Annotated in this window: 11 protein-coding genes; 1 reads left to right on the forward strand and 10 read right to left on the reverse strand. The window is 69.7% G+C overall.

Going from position 1 to position 12,025, the window contains the following annotated elements; translation table 11 throughout:
• Nucleotides 1-87: 87 nt before the first annotated feature.
• The 4 genes from Q8814_RS19990 to Q8814_RS20005 form a co-directional block, all read right to left on the reverse strand.
• Nucleotides 88-2,271, reverse strand: coding sequence for a malate synthase G (locus Q8814_RS19990; protein ID WP_330153742.1), 2,184 nt, complete (start codon nt 2,269-2,271; stop codon nt 88-90).
• Between the two features lie 74 nt (nt 2,272-2,345).
• Complete coding sequence (locus tag Q8814_RS19995; RefSeq protein WP_330153743.1) at nt 2,346-3,281, reverse strand: 3-methyladenine DNA glycosylase; 936 nt, start codon at nt 3,279-3,281, stop codon at nt 2,346-2,348.
• Entirely contained in the window at nt 3,278-4,366 is a 1,089-nt protein-coding gene (locus tag Q8814_RS20000; protein WP_330153744.1) for a hemolysin family protein, read from the reverse strand. The genes Q8814_RS19995 and Q8814_RS20000 overlap by 4 nt, the downstream gene beginning before the upstream one ends.
• The gene (locus tag Q8814_RS20005; protein ID WP_330153745.1) at nt 4,363-5,757 is read right to left on the reverse strand and encodes a hemolysin family protein; all 1,395 of its coding nucleotides are present in this window, start codon (nt 5,755-5,757) and stop codon (nt 4,363-4,365) included. The genes Q8814_RS20000 and Q8814_RS20005 overlap by 4 nt, the downstream gene beginning before the upstream one ends.
• 353 nt (nt 5,758-6,110) lie before the next feature.
• Between Q8814_RS20005 and Q8814_RS20010 the strand changes: the two genes are divergently transcribed.
• Complete coding sequence (locus Q8814_RS20010) at nt 6,111-6,728, forward strand: class I SAM-dependent methyltransferase (RefSeq protein WP_330153746.1); 618 nt, start codon at nt 6,111-6,113, stop codon at nt 6,726-6,728.
• 12 nt (nt 6,729-6,740) lie between these two features.
• On the opposite strand, the gene Q8814_RS20015 is transcribed toward Q8814_RS20010, so the two are convergent.
• From Q8814_RS20015 to Q8814_RS20040, 6 genes are all read right to left on the reverse strand, one after another.
• Nucleotides 6,741-7,571, reverse strand: a complete 831-nt coding sequence (locus Q8814_RS20015; RefSeq protein WP_330153747.1) for a DMT family transporter — start codon at nt 7,569-7,571, stop codon at nt 6,741-6,743.
• Between the two features lie 13 nt (nt 7,572-7,584).
• Nucleotides 7,585-9,036, reverse strand: a complete 1,452-nt coding sequence (gene gndA / locus Q8814_RS20020; RefSeq protein WP_330153748.1) for an NADP-dependent phosphogluconate dehydrogenase — start codon at nt 9,034-9,036, stop codon at nt 7,585-7,587.
• Between the two features lie 48 nt (nt 9,037-9,084).
• Nucleotides 9,085-10,035 (reverse strand): M56 family metallopeptidase, encoded by a 951-nt coding sequence (locus tag Q8814_RS20025; protein WP_330153749.1) that lies wholly within the window; start codon nt 10,033-10,035, stop codon nt 9,085-9,087.
• Nucleotides 10,036-10,048: 13 nt separating this feature from the next.
• Nucleotides 10,049-10,471, reverse strand: coding sequence for a BlaI/MecI/CopY family transcriptional regulator (locus tag Q8814_RS20030; protein WP_330153750.1), 423 nt, complete (start codon nt 10,469-10,471; stop codon nt 10,049-10,051).
• A gap of 55 nt (nt 10,472-10,526) precedes the next feature.
• The gene (locus Q8814_RS20035) at nt 10,527-11,402 is read right to left on the reverse strand and encodes an ABC transporter ATP-binding protein (RefSeq protein WP_330153751.1); all 876 of its coding nucleotides are present in this window, start codon (nt 11,400-11,402) and stop codon (nt 10,527-10,529) included.
• On the reverse strand, nt 11,399-12,025 hold a 627-nt coding region (locus tag Q8814_RS20040; protein ID WP_330153752.1), incomplete at its 5' end, for a FecCD family ABC transporter permease. The genes Q8814_RS20040 and Q8814_RS20035, both read right to left, overlap by 4 nt.

Raw genomic sequence — 12,025 nt, forward strand, 5'->3', positions numbered from 1 at the left:
CGCCGCGCGTCTCGCGTGGGGGGGGAGACGGGCAGGGCCCCGATCCGTGGATCGGGGCCCAGCCGCTGTGCGTGTCGTGCCGGCCGGTCAGGCGTGGGCGGCCTTGTTCTCGCGTCGGCGGCGGTGCAGGATCGGTTCGGTGTAGCCGCTGGGCTGGGTCGCTCCTTCGAGGATGAGTTCTTTCGCTGCCTGGAATGCGATGCTGGAATCGAAGTCCGGGGCCATGGGCCGGTAGGTGCGGTCGCCGTCGTTCTGCCGGTCCACGACCGGGGCCATGCGTTCGAGGGCGGCGACGACGTCGTCTTCGGTCACGACGTTGTGCCGGATCCAGTTGGCGAGCAGCTGGCTCGAGATGCGCAGGGTGGCGCGGTCTTCCATGAGCGCGATGTCGTGGATGTCGGGGACCTTGGAGCAGCCGACGCCGGCGTCGATCCAGCGCACGACGTAGCCGAGGATGGATTGGCAGTTGTTGTCGAGTTCTTCGCGCTTCTCGGCGTCGGACCAGTCGGTGTTCTCGGCGAGGGGGATGGTGAGGATGTCGTCGATGGTGGCGCGGGTCTTGCCTTTGAGTTCGTCCTGGACGGCGAAGACGTCGACCTCGTGGTAGTGGGTGGCGTGCAGTGTCGCGCCGGTGGGGGACGGCACCCACGCGGTGTTGGCGCCGGCCTTGGGCTGGCCGATCTTCTGTTCGAGCATGTCGCGCATGAGTTCGGTCATGGCCCACATGCCCTTGCCGATCTGGGCTTTGCCCTGGAGGCCGAGGGCGAGGCCGGTGTCGACGTTCCAGTCCTCGTAGGCGGCGATCCACTTCTGCTTCTTCATCTCGGCCTTGCGGACGACGGGTCCGGCCTCCATGGAGGTGTGGATTTCGTCGCCGGTGCGGTCCAGGAAGCCGGTGTTGATGAAGGCGACGCGTTCGGACGCGGCTTCGATGCAGGCGGCGAGGTTGACGGTGGTGCGGCGTTCCTCGTCCATGATGCCGACCTTGAGGGTGTTCGCGGGCAGCCCGAGGAGCTCTTCGACGCGACCGAACAGTTCGGTGGTGAAGGCCGACTCTTCGGGTCCGTGCTGTTTCGGCTTGACGATGTAGATCGAGCCGGTGCGGCTGTTGACCAGGGGGCCGTGGGCGTCGTCGCTGTGGAGGCCGTGGATCGCGCACAGGGTGGTGACGAGCGCGTCGAGGATGCCTTCGGGCACTTCGTTGTCCTCGTTGTCGAGGACGGCGGGGTTGGTCATGAGGTGGCCGACGTTGCGGACGAACAGCAGTGAGCGGCCGTGCAGTTCGAGTTCGCTGCCGTCGACTGCGGTGTAGGTGCGGTTGGGGTTGAGGGTGCGGTCGAGCGTTTTGCCGCCCTTGTCGAACGTTTCGGTCAGGTCGCCGCGGTTGAGGCCGAGCCAGTTGCGGTAGCCGAGGACCTTGTCGTCGGCGTCGACGGCGGCGACGGAGTCTTCGAAGTCCATGATGGTGGTGACGGCGGATTCGAGGACGACGTCCTTGACGCCGGCGGCGTCGGTGCTGCCGATGGGGGAGTCGGCGTCGATCTGGATTTCGATGTGCAGGCCGTGGTTGCGCAGCAGCACGGAGGTGGGGGCGGCCTTGTCGCCGAGGTAGCCGACGAGCTTGTCGGGGTGGGCGAGTCCGGTGACGGTGCCGTCGGCGAGGGTGACCTGCAGTGCGGTGCCGTCGATGGCGTAGCCGGTGGAGTCGGCGTGGGAGCCGGTCTCGAGGGGTGCGGCCTTGTCGAGGAAGTCGCGGGCCCAGGCGATGACCTTGTCGCCGCGGACCTTGTTGTAGCCGGTGCCCTTCTCGGCGCCGCCTTCTTCCGGGATGGCGTCGGTGCCGTAGAGCGCGTCGTAGAGCGAGCCCCAGCGCGCGTTGGAGGCGTTGAGCGCGAAGCGGGCGTTGAGGATCGGCACCACGAGCTGTGGGCCGGCGGTGGTAGCGATTTCGGTGTCGACGTTCGCGGTGGCGACCTGGAACGGTGCGGGCGTCGGCACGAGGTAGCCGATTTCCTCGAGGAAGGCCTTGTAGGCGGCGGGGTCGTGGGCTTGCCCGGCGCGGTCACGGTGCCAGGTGTCGATCCGGCTCTGCAGGTCGTCGCGTTTGGTCAGCAGGGCCCTGTTCTTGGGGGCGAGCTCATGGATGATCTTGTCGGCGCCGGCCCAGAACGCGGCCGCATCTACCTCGGTGCCGGGGATCGCCTCGTTGTTCACGAAGTCGTAGAGCACCTTGGCGATCTGAAGTCCGCCGACCTGCACGCGTTCTGTCATTACCCTCACTCTTTCCGGTTTGCTGTGCGTCCGGGCTGTGTTGCCCGCGGCCGCACGAAAAAACACCAGTCATGTTACCCGCCGGTAGCTAACGATGTGTCGGTTCGACACGCACGCAGGGCGGTGCATCGATTCAGCAGCTCCTGTCGCAGGGCCGCGGCGCGAGTGGTGAGCGCCGACTGCTCGCGGACGTACTGTGCGCGTCCGGCGGCGGTCTCGATCGTGATGGGCGAGTAGCCGTAATCGCTCAGATCATACGGGCTGGCCCTCATGTCGAGTTCGCGTGCCGCCGCAGCGTGTCGAAAACAGCGCAGCAGCAGCTCCGATTCGACGAGCGGCGACAGCTTGAAACACCACTTGTACAGGTCCATTCCGGCGTGCAGACACCCCGGCTGCTCCCGGGCGAGCTGGTCGTCTCGGGTCAGCGGCTCGGCGTTGCGCGGAACCGCGTCGGGGGTGAAGAAGCGGAACGCGTCGTAATGACTGCAGCGCAACTGCAATGATTCCACCACCGCATCGGTGCCGGCGTGACCGAGCCGCAGCGGCACCGACGAGTGCCGCACACCGGTGCCGTCGGTCCGATACACCATCGCCCACTCGTGCAGCCCGAAACAACCGAGCTGGGCCGGTCGGGCGGCGGTCGCTGCGAGTAACGATGCGACGAACTCGACCGTTCCCAGTCGCTGGCTGAGCGTGGCCGGCGACACGGTCACACCGACGGCGCCGTTCACCTCGACGCGTTCGTACCCCGGCTGCCGGAGCTGGTCGCGGGCGGTGTCACCGACCAGGACGACGCCGTACCCGGGATGCCATCGGCGCAGTTGGGTGGGGCGGTGCTTGTAGTAGGTGAACAGGAAATCGTGGACCGGGTGCTTTTCGCCTGCCGCGCGCCGGCGCAGGTGCCCGTCGAGAAGCGCCTCGACGTCCGCCCGGTGCCGTGCGCGGCGGGCAGTCCAGTCCTCCTCGGCGAGGAGCGTCGGGGCGGGAGCGGGCGGAGTGGGTGGCGTCACGCGGGGCGGTGTCCGGGGATCGGGTCGGCGACGCGGTGCGTGGCGTCACGGACGGTGCCGATGAATTCCTCGACCAGATCCTCGAGCGCGACGATGCCGATCACCGCGCCGGCGGTGTCGACGACGCCGCCCAGGTGGGAGCTGGTACGGCGGAGCAGTGACAGCGCCTCGTGCAGTTGACTGTCGAGGGTGATCACCGGCATCGACCGGATGCCGGCCGGGGCGATGACGGTCTCCGGTCCGGCGGACTCGTCGCGGACGAGATCGAGCACGTCCTTGACGTGGAGGTAGCCGGTGATCTCCCCGGTGGGCGTGCGGGTCGGGTAGCGGGAGAAGCCGGTGGCACTGACGGCCTGCTCGATGGCTCCCAGGGTGGTGCCGAGCGTGGTGACCGGAACGGTGCGGACCTTCGCGAGGGGGATCATCACCTCGGCCACGGTACGTCCGTTGGTGCCGAGGGCTTGGGTGAGACGGCGGTGTGCCTCCTCGTCGAGCAGCCCTTCCGAGCGGGATTCGCCGATCATCTCCGACAGTTCGACGGCCGTGACGCTGCTGTCGAGTTCGTCCCGGGGTTCGACCCGCATCAGGCGCAGCGCCGCGTTCGCGCACAGGTTGTAGAACGCGATCAACGGCCGGGCCGGTCGCATGAACAGCAGGTGGGCGGGGACGAGGAGCATGGCGGTGCGTTCCGGTCCGGCGATGGCGATGTTCTTGGGCACCATCTCGCCGAGCAGGATGTGGAGCACCACCACCAGGGTCAGGGCGATGGCGAATGCGATGGGGTGCAGTAGGGAGTCGGGCAGCCCGAGCAGATGCAGCGGCGTCTCGACGAGGTGGGCGATGGCGGGTTCCCCGACGCGGCCGAGCAGGATCGAGCAGATGGTGATGCCGAGCTGGGATCCGGCGAGCATGAGGGAGAGGTGTTCGCTCGCGTCGAGCACGGTCCGGGCGCGTTTCCTGCCGTGCGCGACGAGGGTTTCGAGGCGGTCGCGGCGGGCGGTGATCAGCGAGAACTCGGCACCGACGAAGAACGCGTTGCCGGCGAGCAGCAGCACGGTCAGCGCGACCGCGATCAGGTCGTTCATCGTGCGTCCCCGGTGTCGGTGTCGGTGGGGTCGTCGGTCTCCGGCCCGGGTGGCGCCTCGTCCGGTGGCACTGCGGCGGGGGTGAGCAGGACGCGGTCGATGCGGTGTCCGTCCATTTCGATGATGCGGGCGTGCCAGGGCCGGTGATGCTCGCCTCGGAGGGTGGGCAGTGTGATCTCGTCCTCGACGTCGGGGATGCGGCCGAGTTCGGTCAGGATCAGTCCGCCGAGTGTTTCGTAGTCGCCGTCCGGGGCGGTGTATCCGGTGAGCTGGGCGACTTCGTCGGTGCGTAACAGGCCGGAGCACGACCAGCCGTCGCCCTCGGGTTGGGCTTCGAGTTGCGGCTCGTCGTGTTCGTCGCGCACGTCGCCGACGATCTCCTCGACGAGGTCTTCCATCGTGATGATCCCGGCGGTGCCGCCGTACTCGTCGACGACGAGCGCGACCTGCATGCCGTCGGCGCGGACGCGTTCCAACACGGTGTCGCCGTCGAGGGTGGAGGGCACGATCGGGACCTTCCGGGCGAGATCGCGCACCTGGGTGTCGGCGCGGCGGGATCCGGGCACGGTGAATGCGTGCTTGACGTGGACGACACCGACGGTGGCGTCGAGGTCGCCGTCGATCACCGGGAACCGTGAATATCCGGTCCGGGACGAGACGTCGATCAGGTCCAGGACGCTGGCGCGCACATCGAGGGCTTCGATGGTGACGCGTGGGGTCATGAGGTCTTCCGCGGTGCGTTCACCGAACTGCAGGGAGCGACCGACGAGCAGCGCGGTGTTCTCGTCGAGGGTGCCGCTTTCGGCCGACGCCCGCACGAGCGAGCCCAGCTCCTGGGGTGAGCGCGCCGAGCGCAGTTCTTCGGCGGGTTCGATGCCGAGCCGGCGCACCAGCCAGTTCGCGGTGCCGTTGAGGCCGCGGATCGCCCATTTGAAGATGAGTGAGAACCCGACCTGCAGCCCGGCGGTGGCGCGGGCGGTGGCGAGCGGCCGGGCGATGGCGAGGTTTTTCGGTACCAGTTCCCCGAAGACCATCGAGAACGAGGTGGCGATGATGAGCGCGAGGATCAGTGAGACGGTGCCGGCGGTGCCGGAGCCGAGACCGGCGGCTGCCAACAGCGGGGTGAGGAACCGGGCCAGGACGGGCTCGGCGAGGTAGCCGGTGATGAGGGTGGTGATGGTGATGCCGAGCTGGGCGCCGGACAGCTGGAAGGACAGGGTGCGGTGGGCGTGCTGTACCTGCCGGGCGCGGCGCCCGCCGTCACGGGCGTGGGTGTCGACGGTGCTGCGTTCGAGTGCCGTCAACGAGAATTCGGCCGCGACGAACAGTGCGGTGCCGGCCGTCAGGGCGATGAACCCGACCAGGCTGATGAGGGACAGGAGAACGGACATCAGCGCCGTCCCTGTGGGTTCGGGGATCCGCCGGGATTGTCACCCGGCTCGCTAGAGGAGCCCTCCGAACCGGCGGAGTCGGAATCCGCGGCGGCCACTGTGGCCTCGGACGATGTGGTGCTGGGGGTGGGTGCCGCGGGCACCTGTTTCCTCTCGTCGGGCCCGGGACGCGACGATGCCACTGCCCGGACGTGGTTGTGAGGCTCATTATTCTACTGACCCGGGTCCGGTGCTGTCGTCCGTGGCGGCGGGCCGGTAGTGATGCGAGCGCGGTTACCGGGCAAATGCGGACACTGCCTAGGGTGGTGGCAGCGGGCTCGCGGGAGCGGGCCGAATCGAAGGAGGACCCGACGATGAGTGAACGCACACCCAGCCAGTGGGAAGAGATTGCGGCCGCCGACCCGCAGCATTCGACGTGGTACGTCGAGCGCTTCCGGACGTTGGCGGCCGAGGGCCAGGACATCGTCGGGGAGGCGCGGCTGATCGATGCGATGCTCGGCCGCGGGGGCCGGGCGTTGGACGCGGGCTGCGGGCCGGGCCGGCTGGGGGGCTATCTGCACGCCGCGGGGCACGCGGTGGTCGGCGTCGATGTCGATCCGGTGCTGATCGCGGCGGCGGAGCAGGACCATCCCGGTCCGACCTGGCTGGTAGGTGATCTCGCCGAACTGGACCTGCCGGCGCGCGGGGTGGCGGCGGACTTCGATGTGATCGTGTGCGCGGGCAACGTGATGACGTTCCTGGCGCCGTCGACGCGGGAAGCGGTGCTGGCCGGGTTCGCGCGTCATCTCGCGCCGACCGGACGCGCGGTGGTCGGTTTCGGGGCGGGCCGGGGTTACGAGTTCTCCGAGTTCCTCGCCGATGCCGCCGCGAACGGTCTGGTGGTCGATGTGCTGCTGTCGACGTGGGATCTGCGTCCGTTCCGGGAGGATTCGGAGTTCCTGGTGGCGGTGTTCTCCCGCGCGCAGGGCTGAGCAACGCGCCGCTCACCCGGCGGCGGTGGCGGCCTGGGCGCGGGAGAGCGCGACGGTGGTGGTGAGCATCACCGCGACCGCGGCCGCGACGACGACGAGACCGAGCCCGTGTACCTGGAGACGTTCACCGAGCACCGTCATGCACAGGAAGACCGCGGCGAGGGGTTCGCCGATGGTCAGGGCGGGAAGGGAGGCGGCGAGCGGACCGGCCTGGAAGGCGCGTTGTTGCAGATAGGCGCCGGTGATGCCGGCGACGAGCAGCGCCCAGGTCTGCCAGGACCCGAGCACCGCCACCACTCCGTGGGTGAACAGGTCGGTGACGTGTTTGGTGAAGGCGACGGTGACCCCGAACAGGATGCCGGCGGCGTGCGGTCGGGACCCGGCCGCCGCGGTGAGCACGGTGACGGCGGTGAGCCCGAGAATCAGGCCCAGAGGCAGCGCCCACTGGCGGGCGGCGGCGTCGAGTTCCCTTTCGGTGGGGTCACCGACGACGAGGAACACGACCAGGGCGGCGCACAGGGCCAGCGCGAGCAGCCATGTGCGGCGGGTGATGCGCTGCCCGGTCAGGGCCGCCGACATGGGCAGGGCGAACAGTAGGGACGACACCAGCAGGGGTTGCACGACGAGGACGGCGCCGAGCGCGAGCGCGGCGACCTGCAGGAGGTAGCCGCCGCCGTCGCCGAGCACCCCCATCCACCAGCGGGGGCTGCGTACGAGACTGCCGAGCAGTGACTGCGAGGTCGGGACTGCGGCAGCGGATCGTTGCTGGGCGACCCCGCCCCCCGCGAACAGCACCGCGGCGGCGAGCGCGCACGCCACCGATGCTGCCGCGGTGCCGGTCATGGCACGGTCGGACTCAGGCTTGGACTTCGCTGCGGTCGCCGCTCCACAGGGTGTGGAACGTGCCGGGCTTGTCGGTGCGCTCGTAGGTGTGGGCGCCGAAGAAGTCGCGCTGGCCCTGGGTCAGGGCCGCCGGGAGACGTTCGGCGCGCAACCCGTCGTAGTAGGACAGCGACGACGCGAATGCGGGGATCGGGATGCCGAGGGTGGTGGCGGTGACCACGACGCGGCGCCAGCTGTCGATGCCGGCCGCGATGGCGTCCCGGAAGTAGGGGGCCAGGATGAGGCTGGGCAGGTTCTGGTCCTGGTCGTAGGCCTCTTTGATGCGGTTGAGGAACTGGGCGCGGATGATGCAGCCGCCGCGCCAGATGGTGGCCAGCGCCGCGCGGTCGACGTTCCAGCCGTATTCGGCGCTGCCGGCGGCGATCTGGTCGAAGCCCTGGGCGTAGGCGACGATCTTCGACGCGTACAGGGCGGCGCGGATGTCTTCGGTGAACTGGGCGGCGTCGGTGGGGGCGGCGCCGAGGGTGCCGGCGGCCAGGCCCTGGGCGGCGGCGCGTTGGGTGCGTGAGCCGGACAGGGCGCGGGCGAATACGGCTTCGGCGATGCCGGTGACGGGGATGCCGAGGTCGAGGGCGGCCTTGACTGTCCAGCGGCCGGTGCCCTTCTGTTCGGCGGCGTCGACGATGAGGTCGACGAGGGGTTTGCCGGTGTCGGCGTCGGTTTGGCGGAGCACGTCGGCGGTGATTTCGATGAGGTACGACTCGAGGGTGCCGCTGTTCCATTCGGTGAAGACGTCGGCGATGGTGCCGGCGTCGTAGCCGAGTGCGTCGCGCAGCAGGTGGTAGGCCTCCCCGATGAGCTGCATGTCGGCGTATTCGATGCCGTTGTGCACCATTTTGACGAAGTGGCCGGAGCCGTCGGGCCCGATGTGGGTGCAGCAGGGGGTGCCGTCGACCTGCGCGGCGACGGATTCGAGGAGGGGGCCGAGCGCGGTGTAGGACTCGGCGGGGCCGCCGGGCATGATCGACGGGCCGTTGAGGGCGCCTTCCTCGCCGCCGGAGATGCCGGCGCCGACGAAGTGCAGGCCGCGGTCGCGGAGGGCGGCTTCGCGGCGGATGGTGTCGGTGTAGAGAGCGTTGCCGCCGTCGATGATGATGTCGCCGGGTTCCATCGCGTCGGCGAGCTCTTCGATGACGGCGTCGGTGGCGTCGCCGGCCTTGACCATGATCAGGACACGGCGCGGCTTTTCGAGGGCGGCGACGAATTGTTCGACGGTTTCGGTGCGCACGAAGTCGCCGTCGTTGCCGTGCTCGGCGAGCAGGGCGTCGGTCTTGGCGACGCTGCGGTTGTGCAGGGCGACGGTGTAGCCGTGGCGGGCGAAGTTACGGGCGATGTTCGAGCCCATGACGGCCAGGCCGGTCACGCCGATCTGGGCGCGGGGGGTCTCGGTGCTGTCGACGGTCATGGGTACAGCTTCCCCCGAAGTTCTGCGGGATCGAAATCGGGGCGGGGCTCAGTGGGTGAACAGCCGGTGGAGTTCGGTCAGCCACGGCACGGCGACGGCGACGGTGGGCACGACGAGGATCGCGGCGGCCGCGAGGTACGCGCAGGCGGAGGTGACCAGGTCGGGCCCGGGGTCGGCGAGGCGCTGCACGCGGAGCACGGTGGAGGGTCCGCCGACGGCCAGTGCGCCCTTGGGGGTGTGGGCGCCGGCGCAGGCGACGAGGGCCCGGGCCAAGGGGTTGGGTCCGGTGACGCGCACCGCGGAGTCGTCGGCGAGCATTTCGACGAGCAGTTTGACCGAGCCGAGCGCCGAGCCGGAGCGCACCCAGCGGGGGAATGCCTCGTACACGGCGGTGAACGCTTCGAGGACCAGGTCGTGGCGGGCGCGCAGGTGGGAGTGTTCGTGGCGGAGGATGGCGCGTAGTTCGTCGTCGGTGAGGTTGTCGAGGGTGCCTTCGCTCAGGACGACGCGTTGCCGGAGGCCGGGGAGGCAGTAGGCGATGGGGTCGGCGCTGTCGAGGATCCGCACGTGGGGGTGTCGGCGGAGGGCGGCGCCGCTGTCGCGTCGGTCGAGCAGGTCGACGAGCATGCGGTGTCGGGAGCGGCGGCGGCGGGTGCGGACGCCGACGCGGAGCATGGAGAAGATCAGGCGCGCGCCGATGAGCACGGTGAGGGTGAAAACGATGATGTAGGTCAGCCACAGGGGCAGGCCGAGGACTTCGATTTCGCGGAGGGGGCTGGTGGTGGGGCGGCCGTCCGCGCCGGGGACGAGGAGGCGGCTGGCGATGGCCAGTCCGGAGCTGAACGCGGAGAGCACGGCGGCCAGGGCGATCGCCTGCCACAGCACGAGTGCCGCCCGGGGGCTGCGGTACGGCCAGGAGGCGCGGGCGAGGAGCCCGGGCACCGGGCCCGCGAGAAGAAGCGCCAGTATTCCGAATACCAGCGCCGAGGTCGCGTTCATGGCGTCGAGTGTGTCAGCTCGCCCGACCGGTATCTCGGTCGGTGGCGGGTGTGGTGCCGGTGTCGGGGTGGCGGGCTTCGAGTTCGGCGAGGGCGGCGCGCAGTGCGGCGGCTTCGTCGGCGCCGACACGGCCGACGAAGTGGACGAGCGCGGCGGCGCGTCCGGAGGTTTCGTCGGCCTGGTCGAGCGCGTCGACCATCAGGCTGGCGACGAGTTCGTCGCGGCCGTGCACGGGCAGGTACCGGTGGGCGCGGTCGTCGCGTTGCTGGATGACGAGGTTCTTCTTCGCGAGGCGCTGCAGAACGGTCATCACGGTGGTGTACGCAAGGTTGCGTCGGGTAGCGAGGGACTCGTGGACCTGTCGTACCGTCTGCGGTTCCGTGGAGGACCACAGGTGGTCCATTACTGCTCGCTCGAGCTCACCCAGTGCTGCCATATCGCAATTCTACGGGTCCTCCGACATTTGTGCGTACTACCCCGGGTCGTAGTGGTCAGTGGTGGGTTGTCGGAGCGGTGGGTCCGCCGGCGGTGCCGTACACGTGGCGGGTGCCGATGGGCACGATCAGCGGCCGGCCGGACACCGGATCGTCGATGACGGAGGCGTCGAGACCGAACACCTCGCGGAGCAGCGCGACGGTGATGACCTCGGTGGGGGGCCCGGACCGCACGATGCGGCCCTGCTTCAGGACGACGAGGTGATCGCTGTAGCGGATCGCGAGGTTGAGGTCGTGCAACACCATCACCACGGTGCGGCCCAGTTCGCTGTGCAGCCGGTCGACGAGGTCGAGGACTTCCACGGAGTGGGCGAGGTCGAGGTAGGTGGTGGGTTCGTCGAGGAGCAGGATGTCGGTGCCCTGGGCCAGGGCCATGGAGATCCAGGCGCGTTGGCGTTGTCCGCCGGACAGTTCGTCGACGGGACGGTCGGCGAGGTCGGCGATGCCGGTGCGCTGCAGGGCGACGGCGACCTCGTCTTCGTCGTCGCCGGACCATTGCCGCAGCCAGGACTGGTGGGGGTGCCGACCGCGGGCGACGAGGTCGGCGACGGTGAGCCCTTCGGGGGCGATCGGGGCCTGCGGGAGCATGCCGAGGACGCGGGCGACGTCGCGGGTACGGAGCGCGGTGATGGTCTGCCCGTCGAGCAGCACCCGCCCGGTGCGGGGTTTGAGCAGGCGGCTCAGGGCCCGCAGCAGCGTGGATTTGCCGCAGCCGTTGGGCCCGATGACCGTGGTGATGACGCCGGTGGGAATGTCGAGGTCGAGGTCGTCGACGATGAGCCGGTCGCCGTAGCCGAGGGCGAGATGTTCGGCGACGAGCCGGCACGGCGCGGGGGTGCCGGGGGCGGTGCCGAGCGAGGGAACGTCGGTCATGCGGAGACCTTCCGGTTGGAACGGACGAGCAGATACAGCAGGAACGGGCCGCCGACGGCGGAGGTGACGAGGCCGACGGGCAGCGACACCGGCAAGATGGTGCGGGCCACGATGTCGGCGCCGACGACGAGCACGGCGCCGGTCAGGGCGGACGCGATGATCGGGGGTCCGGCGGAGCGCACGAGCCGCAGCGCGACCTGCGGCGCGGCGAGGGCCACGAATCCGATGGGCCCGGCGGCGGCGGTGGCGACGGCGGCGAGGCCGCAGGCGGCGATGAGCAGCAGCGCCTGCTGGGTTTGCAGCCGCACGCCGAGGGACCGGGCGGTGTCGTCGCCCAGCCGCAGCGCACCGACGGTGAACGACGCGACCACCGTCCAGGCGCCGATGACGACCAGGGCCAGCGCGGCGGGCAGCACCTGGGTCCAGCCGATGCCGTTGAGGGAACCGGTGAGCCATATCTGGGCGCGGGAGACGTCGTTGATGTCGGCGGAGACGAGCATCCAGTTGATCAGGGCCAGCAGCATGGCGTTGACACCGATGCCGATGAGGACGAGCCGGAACCCGTCGACCCCGTTCTTCCAGGCCAGGGTGTAGATGACGGCGGCGGTGAGCAGCCCGCCGGG

This window comes from Rhodococcus chondri (assembly GCF_036327435.1).
GTDB classification, from domain to species: Bacteria; Actinomycetota; Actinomycetes; order Mycobacteriales; family Mycobacteriaceae; genus Rhodococcus; species Rhodococcus chondri.